The 18,924-nt window shown below is 59.1% G+C and carries 19 protein-coding genes; 6 read left to right on the plus strand and 13 right to left on the minus strand.

The annotated features are described in order from the left end of the window. The first annotated feature begins 161 nt into the window (after positions 1-161). Positions 162-2,678 (plus strand): GcvT family protein, encoded by a 2,517-nt coding sequence (locus OSJ75_RS01585; RefSeq protein WP_267226446.1) that lies wholly within the window; start codon positions 162-164, stop codon positions 2,676-2,678. 118 nt (positions 2,679-2,796) lie between these two features. Then, positions 2,797-3,648 (plus strand): DUF1194 domain-containing protein, encoded by an 852-nt coding sequence (locus OSJ75_RS01590; RefSeq protein ID WP_267226449.1) that lies wholly within the window; start codon positions 2,797-2,799, stop codon positions 3,646-3,648. Here OSJ75_RS01590 and OSJ75_RS01595 read toward each other — a convergent pair whose 3' ends face one another. Then, complete coding sequence (locus OSJ75_RS01595; RefSeq protein WP_250013396.1) at positions 3,649-4,647, minus strand: GlxA family transcriptional regulator; 999 nt, start codon at positions 4,645-4,647, stop codon at positions 3,649-3,651. A 207-nt stretch (positions 4,648-4,854) separates the two neighbouring features. Then, a complete protein-coding gene (locus OSJ75_RS01600; RefSeq protein WP_250013398.1) occupies positions 4,855-5,109 on the minus strand; it encodes a hypothetical protein in 255 nt (84 codons plus the stop codon). Positions 5,110-5,227: 118 nt separating this feature from the next. Here OSJ75_RS01600 and OSJ75_RS01605 point away from each other — a divergent pair, with 118 nt between their 5' ends. After that, entirely contained in the window at positions 5,228-6,136 is a 909-nt protein-coding gene (locus OSJ75_RS01605) for a LysR family transcriptional regulator (protein WP_250013399.1), read from the plus strand. Here the strand turns inward: OSJ75_RS01605 and OSJ75_RS01610 are convergent. The 9 genes from OSJ75_RS01610 to OSJ75_RS01650 form a co-directional block, all read right to left on the minus strand. Beyond that, positions 6,126-6,848 carry a copper homeostasis protein CutC gene (locus tag OSJ75_RS01610; RefSeq protein ID WP_267226454.1) on the minus strand — a complete coding sequence of 241 codons (723 nt, stop codon included), beginning with the start codon at positions 6,846-6,848 and terminating at the stop codon, positions 6,126-6,128. The genes OSJ75_RS01605 and OSJ75_RS01610 overlap by 11 nt on opposite strands. After that, positions 6,845-7,759: an ROK family protein gene (locus OSJ75_RS01615; RefSeq protein ID WP_267226456.1), complete on the minus strand. Its 915-nt coding sequence runs from the start codon at positions 7,757-7,759 to the stop codon at positions 6,845-6,847. The genes OSJ75_RS01610 and OSJ75_RS01615 overlap by 4 nt, the downstream gene beginning before the upstream one ends. Positions 7,760-7,827: 68 nt before the next feature. Beyond that, complete coding sequence (locus tag OSJ75_RS01620) at positions 7,828-9,855, minus strand: ASKHA domain-containing protein (protein ID WP_267227023.1); 2,028 nt, start codon at positions 9,853-9,855, stop codon at positions 7,828-7,830. Between the two features lie 146 nt (positions 9,856-10,001). Continuing rightward, positions 10,002-10,964: a methyltetrahydrofolate cobalamin methyltransferase gene (locus OSJ75_RS01625; protein ID WP_267226458.1), complete on the minus strand. Its 963-nt coding sequence runs from the start codon at positions 10,962-10,964 to the stop codon at positions 10,002-10,004. Positions 10,965-10,974: 10 nt separating this feature from the next. Then, on the minus strand, positions 10,975-11,847 hold the full coding sequence (locus OSJ75_RS01630; RefSeq protein ID WP_267226460.1) for a methylenetetrahydrofolate reductase: 873 nt from the start codon (positions 11,845-11,847) through the stop codon (positions 10,975-10,977). A 16-nt stretch (positions 11,848-11,863) separates the two neighbouring features. Continuing rightward, the gene (locus tag OSJ75_RS01635) at positions 11,864-12,166 is read right to left on the minus strand and encodes a virulence factor (RefSeq protein ID WP_250013404.1); all 303 of its coding nucleotides are present in this window, start codon (positions 12,164-12,166) and stop codon (positions 11,864-11,866) included. A gap of 154 nt (positions 12,167-12,320) precedes the next feature. After that, complete coding sequence (locus OSJ75_RS01640; protein ID WP_250013405.1) at positions 12,321-12,992, minus strand: exopolysaccharide biosynthesis protein; 672 nt, start codon at positions 12,990-12,992, stop codon at positions 12,321-12,323. 67 nt (positions 12,993-13,059) lie between these two features. Then, entirely contained in the window at positions 13,060-13,632 is a 573-nt protein-coding gene (locus tag OSJ75_RS01645; RefSeq protein WP_267226465.1) for a DUF4893 domain-containing protein, read from the minus strand. Between the two features lie 36 nt (positions 13,633-13,668). After that, positions 13,669-14,298, minus strand: a complete 630-nt coding sequence (locus OSJ75_RS01650; protein ID WP_267226468.1) for a DUF1638 domain-containing protein — start codon at positions 14,296-14,298, stop codon at positions 13,669-13,671. Positions 14,299-14,367: 69 nt separating this feature from the next. Here OSJ75_RS01650 and OSJ75_RS01655 point away from each other — a divergent pair, with 69 nt between their 5' ends. After that, positions 14,368-14,523: an entericidin gene (locus tag OSJ75_RS01655; RefSeq protein ID WP_250013411.1), complete on the plus strand. Its 156-nt coding sequence runs from the start codon at positions 14,368-14,370 to the stop codon at positions 14,521-14,523. Between the two features lie 57 nt (positions 14,524-14,580). Here the strand turns inward: OSJ75_RS01655 and OSJ75_RS01660 are convergent, their stop codons facing one another. Continuing rightward, complete coding sequence (locus OSJ75_RS01660; protein ID WP_250013414.1) at positions 14,581-15,270, minus strand: corrinoid protein; 690 nt, start codon at positions 15,268-15,270, stop codon at positions 14,581-14,583. A gap of 249 nt (positions 15,271-15,519) precedes the next feature. Here OSJ75_RS01660 and OSJ75_RS01665 point away from each other — a divergent pair, with 249 nt between their 5' ends. After that, on the plus strand, positions 15,520-17,094 hold the full coding sequence (locus OSJ75_RS01665) for a trimethylamine methyltransferase family protein (protein ID WP_371929506.1): 1,575 nt from the start codon (positions 15,520-15,522) through the stop codon (positions 17,092-17,094). Between the two features lie 81 nt (positions 17,095-17,175). Next, a complete protein-coding gene (locus OSJ75_RS01670; RefSeq protein WP_267226472.1) occupies positions 17,176-17,856 on the plus strand; it encodes a hypothetical protein in 681 nt (226 codons plus the stop codon). Between the two features lie 12 nt (positions 17,857-17,868). On the opposite strand, the gene bmt is transcribed toward OSJ75_RS01670, so the two are convergent. After that, on the minus strand, positions 17,869-18,879 hold the full coding sequence (gene bmt, locus OSJ75_RS01675; protein WP_267226475.1) for a betaine--homocysteine S-methyltransferase: 1,011 nt from the start codon (positions 18,877-18,879) through the stop codon (positions 17,869-17,871). Between the last annotated feature and the right edge of the window lie 45 nt (positions 18,880-18,924).

Genomic DNA, 18,924 nt, shown 5'->3' on the forward strand with positions numbered 1-18,924 from the left:
TGTAGATTGGCTCCATTAAAGCGCCGATTCAGGCTGCGTCGCGCGGTGTTTTAGCCATGTCGCAAACAGGCCGGAAGAAGCAATGGACGTCACTGCATAGTGCGAAAAATGGGCGCAAGCCATGCCAACCATCGATCGGTACTACCAAAGGATAAAATGAAATGAAGACTGAGGCGCGTGTTGTCGTTATCGGCGGTGGCGTGGTGGGTGTTTCGACGCTTTACCATCTGGCCAAGAAGGGCTGGAGCGACGTTGTACTGATTGAACGCAAGGAGCTCACATCCGGCTCGACCTGGCATGCCGCGGGCCTGCTGCCACTGTTCAACATGAGCTACTCGGTTGGCCAGATCCACAAATATTCCGTCAAGTTCTATCAGGAGCTGCAGGAGGAAACCGGCATGAATGTCGGCTTCTCCAATTGCACCAATATTCGCCTGGCGCGCACAAAAGACCGTTGGGACGAGTATATGTATTATGCCGGCGTTGCCGAAACGATCGGCGTACCGGTGAAAATGTTGACGCCGGAACAGGTCAAGGAAGTCTGGCCGTTGGCCGAAACGGATGGAATTCTCGGCGCGATCCAGCATCCGGACGATGGCTACATCCAGCCTGCCGACCTTACCCAGGCACTCGCCAAAGGGGCACGCGACCGCGGCGCCACCATCTATCGCTATACGACAGTCACCGGCATCGAGCAGATGCCCGACGGGAAATGGCTGGTAAAGACCGACAAGGGCGACATAACAGCCGAACATGTGGTGTCCGCCACCGGCAATTTCGCCCGCAAGACGGGCCAGATGGTCGGGCTCGACGTCCCGGTCATTCCGGTCGAGCACCAATACATCGTCACCGAACCGCATCCGGCCATTGTCGAGCGCAAGGCGAAAGGCCTGCCGGAAATGGGCGTTCTCCGCGAGAGCGACTCCTCCTGGTACATGCGCGAGGAGAATGGCGGCCTTCTGCTTGGACCATACGAGCATGGCGCTCCGGTCTGCTATGTGGATGGCCCGTCGGATGGCAGCGAATACGAACTGTTCCAGGAGGATCTCGAGCGCCTCGAGCCCTATATCGAAACGGCCATAGCGCGCGTTCCCGCCTTTGGCGAAGTCGGGATCAAGAAGGTCTATAATGGCGCGATCGCCTATACGCCAGATGGTTCGCCGATCATCGGGCCTGCGCCACGGTTGAAGAATTTCTGGCTCAATGAAGGCCACTCCTTCGGCGTAACGGCCGCCGGTGGTGCCGGCTGGCAGCTGGCAGAATGGATCGTGGAAGGAGAACCCTCGATCGACATGATGGGCGTCGATCCGCGGCGCTTCGGACCCTACGCGACCGAAGGCTATCTCAAGGAGAAGAACGAAGAAGCCTATGCGGATGTGTTCACCGTCCACTACCCGGACGAAGAGCGCGTTGCGGCGCGGCCGTTGAAGCGGTCGCCCAGCTATGACCGCCAGAAGGAACTCGGAGCCGTATTCGGCAGCGTCTATGGCTGGGAGCGGGCCAACTGGTTTGCGCCAAAGGGCTATGAACTCGACGTCGGCAAGCTGGAGAAACCGGACGTTCTCCTGAACCGGAACCATCCGATGCCCGACGCCAACGGCAAGATCAAGGAATTGTGGTCGTTCAGGCGGTCGAATTATTTCGAGCATGTCGGCAATGAAGTACGCAACGTGACGACCAATGTCGGTCTCCTCGACATGTCGGCATTCGCCAAGATGGAAGTATCCGGACCCGGAGCGCGTGCATGGCTGGATTCCATCCTGGCCAATCGCATCCCAAAGAAGCAGGGCCGGATTGCGCTGTGCCACCTCCTGACACATCAGGGTGGGGTGCGTTCGGAGTTCACGGTCTATGAATGGTCGCCGGGCCGGTTCTATCTCGTCTCGGCCGGTGCCTACGAGAACCATGACCATGATTATCTCTACAAGTTGCTGCCAAATGACGGCTCGGTATCGCTGCGGCCTCTGACGGCAACCTTTGGCGTTCTTGTTCTTGCCGGACCACGCAGCCGCGACGTTCTGCAGAAGTTGACCCGTGCGGACCTCTCCAACGAGGCGTTCCCCTGGCTGTCAGGCAAGCAGATCAATGTGGGACCCGCCACCGCTCACGCGTTGCGCGTGAATTTCGTTGGTGAACTGGGCTGGGAGTTGCATCATCCGATCGAGCAACAGGCAACGATCTACGACATGTTGCTTGAGGCGGGCGCCGAATTCGGCATCAAGCCATTCGGCATTCGTGCAATGACGGCAATGGCGGTGGAGAAGTCCTACCGGCTCATACCGCGCGAGCTTTCGATCGAATACAACGCGTTTGAAAGCGGACTTGACCGTTTTGTCCATCCCAACAAGGGTGATTTCATCGGTCGCGACGCGGTGGTCAAGGCTCGCGAAGAAGGGATTCGATGGAACTTCGTCACGCTGGAGGTGCACGTCCCCGGTGTTTCGGACGTGGACGCCCGCGGCAGTGAGCCGATCTATGCCAAGGGCGAACTGATAGGCCGCGCCACCCATGGCGGTTATGGCTGGCGCCTTGGCAAGAGCCTCGCATTGGCGATGGTAAAGCCTGCTCATTCGGCGCTCGGCACCGTGCTGGAGATCAAGATACTGGGCAAGAATCACAAGGCCACCGTGATCGCCGAGTCGCCGTTCGATCCCGAAAATGAACGTCTGAAGGCCTAATCCCGGGTTCCAGACAAGTGGGCGCGCGAATGGCGCGCCCATTCCTTGCCCGTTCAACAGAGCGTGAACGGCGGCAAAGCTGCTTTGTCCTTGGGAAAACTGCGCTACACTTCCCGGCATGTTCATGCGGAAGAAGGCGATCTTCGGTTTTCTTGTGCTGGCGACAATGGCTGCCAGCCCCTCCGTGCGAGCCCAATCAAACGAAATCGACGTCGATGTGGAACTTGTGCTGGCAGTCGATGCTTCGCGCTCCATGGAAAGTTTTGAACAGAAGATCCAGCGCGAAGGCTATATCGCAGCGCTGAGGCAGAAGGAGGTCATCGACGCTATCCGGGAGGGCGTTCATGGCCGAGTAGCAGTGACCTATGTCGAATGGGCCGGGGCCACCATGCAGCGAGTGATCGTGCCTTGGACAATTATCGACAGTGCGGAAACGGCGGAAAGCTTTGCGACCGCCTTGATGCGCCCGATACCTTCGACGCAGAGTCGCACCTCGATCTCGGGTGCGCTCGAATATAGCGGCCGGCTCTTCGATGACAATGGGTTCAAGGGAATTCGAAGGGTGATCGACGTGTCCGGCGATGGCGCCAACAATAACGGCATGCCCGTTGCGCCGGTACGAGATGACGTCCTCGCCAAAGGCATCACCATCAATGGCTTGCCATTGATGACGCAGGGCAATTTTTATTCTGACTGGGCGGTACGCGACCTCGATGTCTATTACACCAATTGTGTCATCGGCGGGCCGGGGTCCTTCATGATCCCCGTGAACTCGTGGGACCAGTTTCCCGAGGCCGTCCGCCGAAAGCTCGTGCTCGAACTGGCCGGCAGAACGCCCGACGTGGTGAAGGCATCGAGCGATGTCGAAAAGCTACCTGTGATCCTGGCCCAGGCCAAGGCGCAATCCTATGATTGCATGTCCGGAGAGCGCATATGGCAACGCCGGATGCAGGATTGGGAATCCCGATGATCAGGCGGCCATGAGCTGTTTTCTGTCAGCGCGCTCCTGCTGCGGCGAACGCCCGTAAAGTTCGCGATAGCATTTGGAGAAGTGCGAGGCGGAAACGAAGCCGCAGGCGACCGCAACTTCGACAATGGGCATTGACGACTGAATCAGGAGATGACGCGCCCTGTCCAGCCGTATTTCGAGGTAGTAGCGCGCTGGGGACCGGCCCATTTCCTGGCGGAACAGTCTTTCGATCTGCCGCCGCGACAGGCCCACATGGTCTGCAATCTCGATCAGCGACAAGGGCTCGGACAGGCGCGCCTCCATCAATTCGATAATGGTCAACACCTTGGAATTCTGGACGCCGAGACGCGCACGCAGGGGTAGTCGCTGCCGGTCATGCGGGCTGCGGACCCGGTCGGTCAGCGCCTGCTCGCAAACGCGATTGACGATATTGTCGCCGAAATCATCGCCGATGAGCTTCAACATCATATCCAACGCCGCTGTTCCGCCGGCGCAGGTATAAATGTTTCCGTCTACTTCAAAGAGGTCGGCATAGACGTCGGCCTTCGGGAATGCTTCGGCAAAACCCGGCAGGTTTTCCCAATGGATCGCGCATCGCTTGCCGGAAAGGAGGCCGGCCGCCGCCAATATGTGCGCGCCCGTGCATAGCCCGCCAACAGCGACGCCCCGATTGAATTCCTCGCGGAGCCAGGCGAATACGGACTTGTTCTGGAACTTCTCGACATGTACGCCGGCGCAGACGAAGACCATCGACGGACGTTCTTCGCCAGTCAGGAACCGCCGTTCATCTTCGAGCGAAGAATTGACCGCGCATTCGACACCGTTCGAAGCGGTGACCGGTCTCGCATCAACCGAGGCCAGACGCCAGCGATAGGCCTCGTAGCCCAACATCCGGTTCGCGATCCGCAGCGGCTCGATTGCCGTGGCAAAAGCGATCATCGAAAAATTGGGTACGAGAAAAAAGACGAACGACCGCTTGTTGAGACCGATTTGATCCATAATAGCCTATGTTCCCGTATCTGGCTTTGAACCATGTCGCAGTTGAAGCATATTTCGCGGCATTCAACCGAGGCTCACAAAGCTTTTTTTCAGATACAACCATAGAACTATTCTAATTGGAAGTGGCCATCCCTGTGTCGCAAACGCACAGCTTTCACTTATGCTGACCGGGGCAGATAGTTCGTTATCGGCCCCGGTCATGCCAGGCTATTGCTGCTGCTTTTCGCATTCGCTGACCTGGCGCTGGTAAAGGTCCGGCCAGCCTATATCGCAGCGGATGTTCTCGGGCAGCGCGTCGAGAGCGGCTTCTGTAACATGGCGGCGATGAATGCTTCGCACACGGTTTCCGACGCTTTTGATGAAGCGAACGGAGTAATCGGCTTGGGCAACAAGCGGGGCGGCGAGCCGCTCGATAAGCGGAGTGGCAGCCCGTTGCTGATGAAGTTCGATGCAAGTGCTCATTTCCTTCTCCTGCTATAAGTTGGTTGAACTCTTCAGGCTTGACTATCGGGCTAATCTAATGTTCAATCAAACGAAATTTGCGAACTATATGATTAAGAAAAATTGATGGAGTAGCGCCGTGTCAGCCCCTATGCATCACCCAATTCCGATCCTTGATCTGGATGTTTTGCGTACTTTCGCGATGATCGCCGAAACCGGAAGTTTTTCGAGCGCCGCCAATGCGGTGTTTCGCACTCCCTCGGCTGTCTCGATGCAGATCAAGAAGCTCGAGGATATTCTCGGTCATGTCCTGCTCGAGCGCGACGCACGGTCGGTGAAACTGACCCCGAATGGCGAGATTCTGCTTGGTTACGCCAAGCGTATGCTGGCACTCAACCGGGAAACCGTCGCCAAATTCATTGCGCCGACCGTTTCCGGCGTGGTGCGGCTCGGCGCGCCTGATGATGTCGGGGAGCGCGTTCTTCCCTTCGTGTTGAAGCGTTTCGCCGATTCCCATCCGGACGTGACGGTCGATGTCGTCATCGACCAAAGCAACAGCCTGCGAAAGCGGCTCGACGAACAGCGCCTGGACGTGACGCTCGTCAATGTGAACGAGACATTGGCGAAGCTGGACGAGATCGAGGTCCTGATGACCGAGGAGATCATCTGGGCCGGGGCCAAATGCGGCACCGCCCACGAGCGCAACCCGTTGCCGCTCTCGATGTGGGAGGAGGGCTGCATATGGCGCGCCAATGCAATTGAATCGCTGGAGAAGGCCGGTCGCGATTATCGCGTGGCCTATATGAGTGCCCACACGATGGGGCAGCGTGCCGCGATCATAGCTGATCTTGCAGTTGCGCCATTCTCCAAGTTTCTACTGGATGACAATATGGTGCAACTCGGACCGGAGCATGGATTGCCTCCGCTGGGGGAGTCGAAGCTGGGCATGCTGGTCGCCAAGGATGCCGGCGCCCATATCCGGGCTGTCGCGCAGCATTTGCGCGTCTATTTCGAAGGCTATGAACGGACTGGCAAGCTCAGCTGTTGAGCAAATAGGCTTTCAACTCTCGTACGAGATCGGCGTCCGTTCGCTTCCGGGAGGCTGTTTCGAAGCCCAGTCTTGCGGCCGGTTCATTGACGATCGTTGCGGCAACGGAGCAGGACGAATGAATTTCGCCAAAAGCCAGGTGCTCCAATAGTTTTTGCGCAGTTCTTAAATTGACGCCTGAGCCGGGCATGATCGCAATGCGGCCCGCTGCACAATCGTGGGTCGCCTCGAGATCTGCCATGCCTTCGAGGGCGGTGGGCATGCGGCCGGACGTCAATATGCGTTCGAACTTCAATTCGACGGCTATTTCGACTGCTTCGGCCACATCCGGAACGAGATCGAAGGCGCGGTGCAGGGTCACTCCGAGCCCAGTTGCCTCCGCCATCAGGCGTCGGAGCGCTCGCTCGTCCAGGGCGCCATTGGCGAGATTCGCGCCGAATACCACTCCCGCCAGTCCCGCCGAACGGATAGCGGCGATGTCGTGCAGCATCGCACCCAGCTCAATGTCCGAATAGATGAAATTGCCCGCGCGCGGCCGAACCATCGCATAGACGGGCGTTGAGACCCGTGCCGCCTGTTCAATGAGACCCGGCGTCGGAGTGAGCCCGCCGAGCTCCAGCGAGGAACAGAGTTCGATACGGTCTGCCCCACCGGCCACGGCGGCCGCGAGACCTGCCGGATCGTCGACGCAGACCTCAAGCAGGACAGTCATTTGGCGATCTCCGTCAACCCAAGGATGCCGGCGCCGACGAGACCCGGCTCGACCTTGAGCTTGGCGGGTACCACCAGGGGGCGGTCCGTCTTGTAGAGGATGCGTCGCCGCACGGCTTTGTCGAGCAGTTCCACCAGCGGGATGCAATTGGCAAGGCCGCCACCTACTGGAACGATGGATGCGCCGACAATATTGATGGTCATCGCGAGCGGCGCGCTGACGATATCGACATAGCAGTCGATCGTTCTTGCGGCGGTGGCCTCGCCGTTCTGCCATGCCTCGATGATTTCGGTGCTGCTCAGCGCGGCTTGATGCAGGTGAAGATGCAGGCGCTCCAGTCCCCGGGCGGCTCCCACCATATCGATGCAACCGATCTGGCCGCAACCGCACGCAAAGCGCGGTATGCTGGCAGGAGGATTGCCTGCACTCGTGGCCGAAACGGGCCCATGCCCCCATTCTCCGGCAAAACCGCCGGCGCCCTCATGGATATTCCCGTTGATGATGAGGCCACCGCCGACGCCGGTGCCGATTATCACGCCAAAGACGATCCGGTGGCCAACCCCCGCGCCGACCGTCGCCTCGGACAGCGCAAAACAATCGGCGTCATTGGCAATCAACACTGACCTGCCGAGTTTTTCCTTCAGATCGGCGGCGAGCGCGCGTCCGTCTATGCACGGTATGTTGGCGCAGGTGATCCGGCCAGTTTCCGCATCGACGACGCCGGCAATGGAGATCGCGATCAATTGCGACCGGTCGGCGCCGCTCTGGTCCGCAAGCTCGCCTATGGTCGCGGCGAAGGCGTCGAAATCGCTCAACGGCGTCGGCACTTTCGGCAATGGTCGTACGTCGTCATGCGCGTGGGCAGCGGCCGCCTTGATGGCCGAACCACCAATATCAAAACAGGCTATCATGGAAGGTGCAATCCAGGTCCGAGCTTCAATGCGACGCTTGTTAACCGAAATTGCTGCGCCGTCAAAGCCTATTCCCGGTTGCGGCGGGCGGCGCGATCTTCCCGCGAGCGCCGGCGCGGCGTGGCTTCGCCAGGCGTGGCGCCATCCGACAGGCTTTTGCGCGGCGGCAGGGTGACGGCCTCTGACAATTTGGGGAAAGGATCGACCTTGTTCGGCAGGGCCATCGCATAGACGAAATGCTCCTGGAACTTCGGTTCGAGCGCCGTTTCGATCTTTTCGATGCTGGTAACGGCGTTTTCGATTTCGCGGCGGTAATTGCGGTTCAGCAAAGCCATGCGGGCACCCGTACCGGCGGCATTGCCGACCGCCTGCACCTTGTCGAGATCACAGTCAGGAATGAGGCCGAGGACCATCGCATATTTCGGATCGATGAACGAACCGAATGCTCCGGCAAAGCGGATCTGGTCGACATGGTCGATGCCAAGCTTGTCCATCAGGAGTTTGACGCCGGCATAGAGCGCAGCCTTGGCCAGCTGGATGGCGCGAACGTCATTTTGCGTGATGGTGATCGTCGGTGATCCCTCATGCAGCAGATATGAGAATGTGCGGCCGGTAGCGACTATTCGCGACGACCGTGCCGCCATGGCACCATCGACAACGCCGTCTTCCGAGATGATGCCGGAAAGATACATCTCGGCCACGACCTCGATGATAGCCGATCCGCAAATTCCGGTGATACCGGTCTTGGCGACTGCTTCCGCGAAGCCGGGCTCGTCCGACCATTGTTCGGTACCAATGACACGAAAGCGGGGTTCGAGCGTCAGCGGATCGATGCGAACGCGTTCGATCGCCCCCGGTGCTGCGCGCTGGCCGCCGGAGATTTCGGCGCCCTCGAATGCCGGACCGGTGGGAGACGACGCGGCCACGGTTCTCATGCGATTGCCAAGGACGATCTCGGCATTGGTGCCGACATCGACCAGAAGCATCATTTCATCCTGCCGGTGTGGTCCCTCGGCCAGCGTGGCGGCGGCGGCATCGGCGCCGACATGACCGGCTATGCAAGGCAGCATGTAGAGCCGGGTGCCCGGGTTCATCGTCAGGCTGATTTCAGACGCCTTGGTATGAACTGCACCGGAGACGGCGAGGGCGAACGGAGCACCGCCAAGCTCGGTCGGATCAATGCCGAGGAAGAGGTGATGCATGATCGGGTTGCCAACGAACACGCTGTCGAGGATGTCCTCTCGCGCAACGCCGCCCTCCGCGCAGACCTTGTCTATCAGGCCGTTGATGGCTTCACGAACCGCCTTCGTCATCAACTCGCGTCCATCCGGATTCATCATGACGTATGACACGCGGCTCATCAGGTCTTCGCCAAAGCGGATCTGCGGGTTGGATGTGCCGGCCGAGGCGATCGTGCGCACCGAAAGAAGCGACGACAAATGCATGGCTATGGTGGTGGAGCCGATATCGCAGGCGATGCCATAGGCCTCGTTCTTCAGCCCCGGATAGAGCGCTATCATGGTCGGGCTGAGGCTTTCCTCATCATGGTGAATGGCTGCCGTGACGGCCCATTGACCTTGGCGCAGGATCTTCTGTACCTGCGGCAATAGATGCGTATCGACGGAAATGCCCGTCAGCCCCCATTCCCTTTCAAGCGCCGCCTTCAGCCGATCAAGATCGCCGAGAGGCTTGTGCATGTCGGGTTCTTCAACTTCGACATAGCACATCCGCACCGCCGGATTCCGCTCGATAACGCGGGTGTCGGCGGCCTTGCGGACGATCTGAGCGTTTATCTGAACATCCTGCGGCACATCGACCACAAGATCGCCAAGGATAGTGGCAGAACAGGAAAGACGGCGCCCCTCTTTGAGGTCGCGCTTTTCCGCATATCGCTGCTCCTTGGGGCCGAACTCGGAAATATGATCATTGGAGGAAGTGATGCCGTGCTTGGCAAATCGCCCTTCCTGCACCTCGACCTGGCAGCGGCCGCATATGCCGCGACCGCCACAGACGCTTTCCACGTAGACGCCGAGCGTGCGGGCGGCGTCGAGCACCGGCGTGCCAACCGGAAAGCGTCCGCGCTTTCCCGATGGCATGAACAGGACCAGGGCTTCCTTGCTATTTGTTTCGGGCGTCTTCACGGGTGCATTCAATATCGATGCTCCAAATACTGGGGCGGGAGTTACCGCCTCCTCTTATCCCGCCTGCATATCAGTCGTAAACGCGCTGAGCGCACAGGCGGTCAAACAGCCGCACCGCGGCGCGCTTCCCGGCCACCGCGCCGCCGTCCGCCGTTGGACGAAGCGGCCTCCGCTGGCACCGACGGTGCAGCTCCTGCCGCCGCGGGCTGATGATCGCGGTATTTCTTGATCCAGTAAGTGCAATTGGCGTCGGTCCCATTGAGGACATTGGCGGCATGCACCGCTTCCATCTCCTGCGGCCGGCACGGGTTCATGATGGCCGACGTCATTCCGGCGCCGATGACCATCGGGATGAAACCTGCATTGATGCCGTGCCTGTGTGGCAGGCCAAACGAGATATTCGAGAGGCCGCACGTGGTGTTGACCTTCAATTCTTCGCGCAGGCGGCGGAGCAGTGCGAAAACCTGCCTGCCGGCATCTCCGAGGGCCCCGATCGGCATGACCAGCGGATCAACGACGATATCATGCGCGGGAATGCCGAAATCCGCGGCGCGCTCGACGATCTTCTTGGCGACGGCAAAGCGGACGTCCGGGTCCATCGAAATACCGGTCTCGTCATTCGATATCGCCACGACCGGGACATTGTATTTCTTGATGAGAGGCAAGATCGCCTCGAGCTTTTCTTCTTCGCCAGTGACGGAATTTACCAGCGGGCGGCCCTTCGCGACCCTCAAGGCGGCCTCGATAGCGGCCGTGACGGAACTGTCGATGGACAGCGGAACATCGACGAGGTTCTGCACGATCTCAAGTGTCTTGACGAGAAGGTCCGGCTCCGTGGCGTTCGGATCGACCGCCGTGACGCCGGCATTGACATCCAGCATCGTTGCACCTGCCGCCACCTGTTCCAGCGCGTCCTTGGTCACCGTGTCGAAATTGCCCGCGACCATCTCTGCGGCCAGTTTCTTGCGGCCGGTGGGATTGATGCGCTCGCCGATCACACAGAAGGGCTGGTCAAAACCGATGATGATTTCTCTTGTCGCCGAGGCAACGATCGTACGGGTCATTCAAATTACCTCAGTTGGCAGCGGCGTTTGCGGCGGTGAAATGCGAAGGTGCCAGATTCCAGCTACCCCGATCGACAAGCCATTCGGACGATTTCTTCAAGCCACCAAAGGGGAATATATGGATCTGCTTGATGGCGGAACCCGCCGTCGCGAGCACATGTTGCTCAATCGGCCCCACCACGCCCTCTGGCGAATGGCTGGTGGCGAGAGCAGTCAGGGAGAGGGCATTCTTTTTCAGGAAGCTGATGGAATTGCCGACGCCGCACATGGCGGCATATTTTATCAGCGTCGTGATCTTTGCCGGTCCGGCGACGCCGAGATGCACCGGCAGGTCGATGCCATGTTCGCGCAGCGATTCCGCATAATTGATGAAGCGTTCGGCATCGAAGCCGAACTGGGTGACGATACGAAGCTTGGCTCCGGTGCGTTCGCCAAAACTCTTCTTCAACCGCAGGGCCTGCAATGCCACCGCGTCCGAAAATTCCGGACTGCCTTCCGGATGGCCGGCCACGCCCATTTCCTTGATGCCATATTTGTCGAAGAAGCCGGTTTCGAGCACTTCCATGGTCGAAGAGAATTCTCCGGCCTGACGCTCCAGACCACCGCCTATGACCAGCACATCGGTAACGCCTGCCTCCTCGGCAGCGCGGCGGATGCGTGTTTCCAGCGCGGTGCGGCTGGAAAGGCGCCGCGACGCAAAGTGCGGGACGGGCTTGTAGCCGAGATCATGAATTCTCCTCGCCGCAGCAGTGAGCGTGTCGACGCTGTCGGTGCCCATGTCGGTGATGTAGACCCGCGTTCCGACCGGGAAGAGGCCGGGCAGATCTTGCGATTCAATTGCCTGACGCGCCGCGACTTCGATAGATGCTGCGATTTTGCTCATTGGCTTCGCTTTCAATTCATGAATTGTCATGTCCACCTGCCTGTACGAGGGCTACCAAGCGCTGCCGGTCATACTCCTGATCGATGCGAGCCAGCGCATTATCCGCTTCTGCTTCAAGATCGTCACTGACCGCAACTGGCGCTCCACGGCGCCATTCGGCCAGATATGCGTCGGAATCCTTTGCGCCGATGCGCATCGCACACATGTCGATAGCTTCGGTGAAGCGCAGCGGAAGCTCTCGCTTTGCTGATTGCCGACCCTTCTTGACAGTGACTTGTGCCGGAATATCCCGCCAATAAACGACAATGAGATCAGCCATGCACCACATCCTCCGACAGGGACCGTTTTGCCGGAAAAATAAGGCTCAAGCTAGCTATGGCACGACGCGCGTGCACTCAAATGCGACGTTGCCAGATGGTGTTTTTGCGACGCCGCAACCAGCCGGATATGGCCTTCGGAAAGTGACGATCTGCCTAGAAGGGCCAGAAGCTGGCGAGATAGGTCAGGACACTCGCCGCGATGAAGGCGAAACCGGCGACAATAGCGATCGATACGACGCCGATGACCAGCCCACCGAAGAGCAGCCTGCCGTCCCGCTCGCAAAGAGCTATGCCGATAATGGCCGTGGCAAAGGCCGGCAGCCAGTTCGAAAGCGGCATCGGCAGCACGACGGACATTCCGAGTATCGTGGTGAAGGCGCCGAGCCAGCGATCGCCCTGTCTTCGCCCGAACGGCCAGTTTCTTGGCTTGATGAACCGCTCGAGCCATTGCAGGCGAGGGACGACCTTGTCGGACATCTGCCGGAAGCGGTCCGGCGATATGGATTTGGTGCGCAGGAAAGCGGGCAGCCATACGGAATCACGTCCCATGACCATCTGCACCGATACAAGTACCAACGGGATACCTGTGATCATCCCGGTGCCCGGCGGCAGTGGAATGAGGTTCAATATGGCAAAGAACGTCAGAAGGGCGGCGAAGCTCCGATCGGTGAACGCATCTTCGAGTTCGGTAAACGATACGGGTCTTGTTGCCGATAGCGAAAGATCTTGAAACACCTGGGACAAGGGGCGCGGATCATTGTCCGCCATTGCATCGGTTTTCTTGTCTTCCGACATCAAATCATCACCTGCATCTGTCGCGGTCATAGCCTCATCTTCGTCAAGCGTTTCGACGCATATGGCGCGGGTATGATGACATTGCAATGACGAATTTCTATCGAGCGAGCTCCAATATATTGAATCGGGACTCTTTGGCGGGCGCGGGAAACTCGATGCGAAAGGCGTCGTCGGAGGTTCGGTAGGCATAGCCGACTTCGTCGGTTTCGGCGCCGCTTCCATAGGGCAGGGTGGCTTCTCCCGCTATATAGCCTGATCCGAGATAGGTGAGGCGATTGTCGCCGTCGGTATAGAAACGCCCTTTTGTTCGTTGCGAGCCGGTGAGTTTCTCCAATTGCCAGCCAGACCCATCGTCGGTGACGCGGCATTTGAACCAGCCATAGACAACCAGCGGCAGATTACCGCCGAGTTTCAGCGTCCGGCACTTCCAGTCGCCGGTCATGCCGAAGCTGCCAAATGGCAGATCCGGTCGGGCGATTATCCCGTCCAGAATCGCTACATCCTGCGCCGAGCCACGCCGCGCTTCCTCGAGGGCCTGTTTCCTGGTCGTTTCGTATCCGGCCAGGCGCTCGGAATCCTGGCGCGTGATGATTTTAAGGATGGTGCCGTCAGCCTTCGCCGGTAACACGGCAAGAAGCATTGCCGACACGATCAAAGTGACACGAAGCATCGATCCATATCCTTGTGAGAGAGCTGCAATGATTGATCACGAAGGGACGGAAGCGGCCTTCGCGAGCGCGGACGGAAGATCGCCATAACCGGTGAAGCGGCGTTCATAGGCGAGACCGAGAAACTGTGCCGCCAGCTCCGCCTTCAGATCGAGCTCCGGGTCGTCCGTCTGCGCCATGTAGATCATCTTTTTGTAATGCCCGAAATACATGTCCCGCAATTCAGGATGCCGGTCCAATCCCAAGGGTTTGACCATGAAGGTTTCAAAATGGCGGGCAAGAAAGTCGGTCATGAAGAATGATGTCATGTCATCCTCCCATTGCTCGGCGAATTTGGCATTGCCGGTATAGAACGAAAAGCAATGCGGGCCGGCAATGCGCTCCACGCCGTGGCGCTTGCAGACTTCGTCCAGCAGGCCGCCGGTGCCGCAATCGGCATAGCCGACGAAAACATGGTCGATGCCTTCGGTGCGGGCCTCGGAGATTGCCCTGTCGACCGCTGCGGGGATTTTATCGGGATGGTGATGGAAGTCGGCGGGCAGGCACGTAAGCTGCACATGGTCCAGCCCGAGAGATTCGCGAATTGCCAGCACCTCGCGTGCAATCATGCCACAGGCGATGACTCTGACGGTGCTGGGCGAAATATTGTTCTTGCGGCTAACATTCATGGAACCGATAATGCTCCATCGCGTTATGCGAACGTTGAATTCAGTTTAACACAACGGGAGACCCAGTCCATGAAACTATCTCGCATTGCTCCAATTGCCGCAGTTGTCGCAGTCATTGCGCTGGCGGGCTGTGCAAATACCATACGGGGTGTGGGGGCTGATGCAGCCAACACTGTGAATGCGACCCAGAATGCCGGCCAACGCGTCGCCAATTCGGCGGAATAGGACCGGGTCAATCCATCGATTGAATGGCCGCTCCGGCGGCCATTCAATTTTGTGCGTCTAGAGCTGATTGTGCTTGCGCTTCATATATGATTTGGCTGTCTCCACAGCCACCGCCGCATCGCGGCAATAGGCATCGGCACCGACAGCCTTGCCGAATTCTTCGTTGAGCGGTGCGCCGCCGACGAGAACGACATAATCGTCACGGATGCCTTTTTCCTTCATCGTGTCGATGACGACCTTCATATAAGGCATCGTCGTCGTCAGCAGGGCCGACATGCCGAGAATATCGGGCTGGTGCTCTTCGATGGCGGCCAGATAGTTCTCGACCGGGTTGTTGATGCCGAGATCGATGACGTCGAAACCCGCGCCTTCCATCATCATTCCAACCAGGTTCTTGCCGATGTCGTGGATGTCGCCCTTGACGGTGCCGATTACCAACTTGCCCTGCTTGGGCGCGCCTGTCGCGGCAAGAAGCGGCCGCAATATCGACATGCCGGCCTTCATGGCATTGGCCGACAGCAGAACTTCCGGAACGAAAAGAATGCCGTCGCGGAAATCCTCACCGACGATGCGCATGCCTTCGACCAGAGCTTCGGTCAAGACCCGATAGGGCTCCCAGCCCCGCTCCAGAAGAATATTGGTGCCTTCTTCGATTTCTTCCTTCAGGCCGTCATAGAGGTCGTCATGCATCTGCTCGACGAGTTCATCGTCGGAAAGCTCCGAAAGAATGATTTCATCATCGGCCATTTAAATGCTTCCTTTCAGACTTGTGCACCGTTGAGACCCGGTTCTGGCGTTTCCCTATCATATCGGGCAAGTTGCTGAAAACACATTGCTTAAATGCGACCTAGTAAATGACGAAAACGACTGGCCATTTGTCCCCGATGCGCCATCATGTGCCGCACACGGAATTGCTATTGCGGGTATGAAGGCTAGGATTTGCCCATTATCAAACTATCGGCGCCATGCGCCCGGAGAAATCTAATGACCGAGGAAATGCCAATCGATGTTCCCGCAGAGGCGGAGGCAGGCAGTGGACGTCGCGGCAGGGGAAGCGGTGGAGGCGCGGCTGCCCGCCGTGCGGCCCGATCGGGCGGCGGCCCCGGCAAATCGCTGACCTATATCCGGCGGAAGATTCACACCTATGATGTCCTCGATGAAGAGGGGCTGGCACTGATCGAAGCCAATGCGGATACTGTGCTGGAAGAGATCGGCATCGAGTTCCGCGACGATGCCGAGGCGTTGTCGCTCTGGAAGGAAGCGGGCGCCGACGTGAAGGGCGAGCGGGTTCACTTCCCGAAAGGCCTGCCGCGTTCCTTGTTGAAGACCGCGCCGTCCATCTATACGCAGCACGCGCGAAATCCGGAACGTTCGGTCCAGATTGGCGGCGATGCCACTGTGTTCGCACCTGTCTACGGCCCGCCCTTCGTCCGGGATCTCGATGGCAACAGGCGCTATGCGACGATTGCCGATTTCCAGAATTTCGTGAAGCTGGCCTATATGGCGCCTTCGATCCATCATTCCGGCGGCACGGTTTGCGAGCCCGTCGACGTGCCGGTCAACAAGCGCCATCTGGACATGATCTATGCGCACATCAAATACTCCGACAAGCCCTTCATGGGCTCGGTGACTGCGCCCGAGCGCGCAGAAGATACCATCGAGATGTGCAAAATGGTGTTCGGCGAGGATTTCCTTGACCGGAACACCGTGCTCACCAGCCTGATCAATGCAAATTCGCCTATGGTTTTCGACGAAACCATGCTGGGCGCATTGAAGGTCTATGCGCGCAACAATCAGGCTTGCATTGTCACGCCGTTCATTCTCGCCGGCGCAATGAGCCCGGTCACGGTGGCCGGGACGCTGACACAGGTTCTCGCCGAAGTTCTGGCGGGCGCTTCGTTCACCCAGCTGGTGCGTCCCGGCGCCCCCGTTATCTTCGGCACCTTTGCCTCGTCCATATCGATGCAGTCGGGCGCCCCGACCTTCGGCACGCCCGAGCCTTCTCTCGTATCCTATGGCGCTGCGCAGCTCGCGCGCCGTCTGGGGCTGCCGTTCCGTACAGGCGGGTCGCTCTGCGCCTCCAAGGTCTCCGATGCCCAGGCTGCCTATGAAAGCGCCAATACGCTGAACTCGACATTGCTTGCAGGCACGAACTTCGTCCTGCATGCGGCGGGCTGGCTCGAAGGCGGGCTGGTGTCGTCCTATGAGAAGTTCATGATGGATATCGACCAGCTTGGCATGGCCCAAAGGCTCTCGGAAGGTGTGGACCTGTCGGAAAACGGTCAGGCCATGGATGCAATCCGCCAGGTTGGCCCCGGTAGCCACTATCTCGGCTGCGACCATACGCAGGCAAATTTCCAGACCGCGTTCTATCGCTCGACGATGGCCGACAACAACTCCTACGAACAATGGCTGGCCGAAGGGGAGAAGCGCGCGGATCAACGAGCCAACGAGCTCGCGCGCCGCTGGCTGGAAACCTATGAGGCGCCCTATCTGGACCCCGCGATCGACGAATCCCTGAAGGAGTTCATCGCCAAGAAGAAGGCTTCGATGCCCGACGCATTCACGTGAAAGAAGCCCGAAGACGGCCGGGCTAAAGTGGCCGATCTGATCCACAAGGACGTGTGGGCAACTGCCGTCAAGGGGTAGACCATGCCGGATGGTGGTCCAGATATCGGCGGATTGACATCACGGCTCGAGGAGTTTGGCCTGTCGGTGCGTGGCGGGTTCGTCCTGGAAGAGGGCGATATCGATGCACCACGTCATCGAGCAGGGCCTGTGAGATCCGTTCTGATGGTTGGCCATTTCGGCTCTTCCATCTGGCCGAGCTTCCGGCGGTGGCACCTTGCCCATTCCCATGAAGCGGATCCGCTGGACAATTGGTCCAAGGAAGTTCTGGGCCGTATTGCAGCAGACCATTCCGCAGTCGCGGTGTTTCCATCCGACAAGCCCTTCATGCCCTTTCAACGTTGGGCCATGCGGGCGGAGGGCATTTCGCAATCGCCACTCGGCATGCTGATCCACCCCGTATACGGTCTGTGGCATGCGTTTCGCGGCGCCTTGCTCTTCCGCGATCCCATCGACATCGAGCCTGCGACAAAACAGGCGCACCCCTGCGCCACTTGCCGAGACAAGCCATGCCTTTCAGCCTGTCCCGTCAGCGCCTTCGATGGCGCAAATTTCGCGGTGGACAGATGCCGCGATCATCTGCGGCAGAAACATCAGGCCTGCATGATGGGTGGCTGTCTTGCCAGGTTGGCCTGTCCGGTCGGCGATGGTTATGAATATGTTCCGGAACAGCAGGCGTTTCACATGCGGGCTTTCGCGGGCTGAGCGCCGAACCCGTCAGGCCCTGCGCCGCCGCTCCCGCTTCGGCAGATTGTCGCCATGCGCGGCCAGCTTGTTGCGCATCGGGCCGATTACCTCAACGATGCTCTCCACGGTGGGACGAGCCGCCGCCTTGTGTGTATCGAGCGCCTTCCGCATTGCAGCGAGGTGCTCAAACGAGGTGCCACAGCAGCCGCCGATGATCCTTGCCCCGCCATCGATCGCCAGTCGTGCATAATCCGACATGAGTTCCGGCGTGCCAGAGTAGAAAATCTCGGAACCACGAAATTCCGGGATGCCGCAATTTCCCTTCACGACGATGGTTGCAGATGGGTCGGATTCGCTCATATCCAAAAGGGAAGCGAGAATGTCCGACGCTCCGACGCCGCAATTGGCGCCGACTGCCACCGGACGTTCCGCGAGGCCGTCCACGACGCCGTGAATGTCTTTTGGATGCAGGCCCATCATCGTCTTGCCCGCAGTATCGAACGATCCCGTATATACGTAAGGGAGGCCGACCTTCACGGCCGCTTCGGCTGCGGCCCTTATCTCGCCGGGCGCAGACATGGTTTCAATCCAGGCAACATCCACACCGCCGGCCTTCAGGCCCTCCAACTGCTCGATGAAGGCTGCGACCGCGTCTTCTTCGGTCAGTGCGCCAAGCGGGACAAGAAGTTCGCCCGTCGGGCCGACCGATCCGGCAACGATGACCTTGCGGCCGGCCTTGTCCGCAACCTCGCGAGCCAGTTCCGCAGCCGCCTTGTTCAAGGCAAAAACACGGTCCTGCGCGTGATGCAACTTGAGGCGATGCCTCGTTCCGCCGAAGGAGTTGGTGAGGATGATGTCCGCACCCGCATCGATGAAGCCCTGATGCAGCGCCAGGATTTTCTCCGGCTGCGACTCGTTCCACAGTTCCGGCGCTTCGCCTGCTTCAAGTCCGGCGGCGAACAGGTTGGTCCCTGTGGCTCCGTCGGCGAGCAGCACCCCTTTTTCTGCAATGAGGTCGGCAAGAGGATTGGAAACGGACATTGCGGAGTATTCCTTCGTTGGATTTAGATAATGATATAAGCAAGT

It is taken from the genome of Phyllobacterium sp. 0TCS1.6A, from assembly GCF_026420825.1.
Taxonomy (GTDB): Bacteria; Pseudomonadota; Alphaproteobacteria; order Rhizobiales; family Rhizobiaceae; genus Phyllobacterium.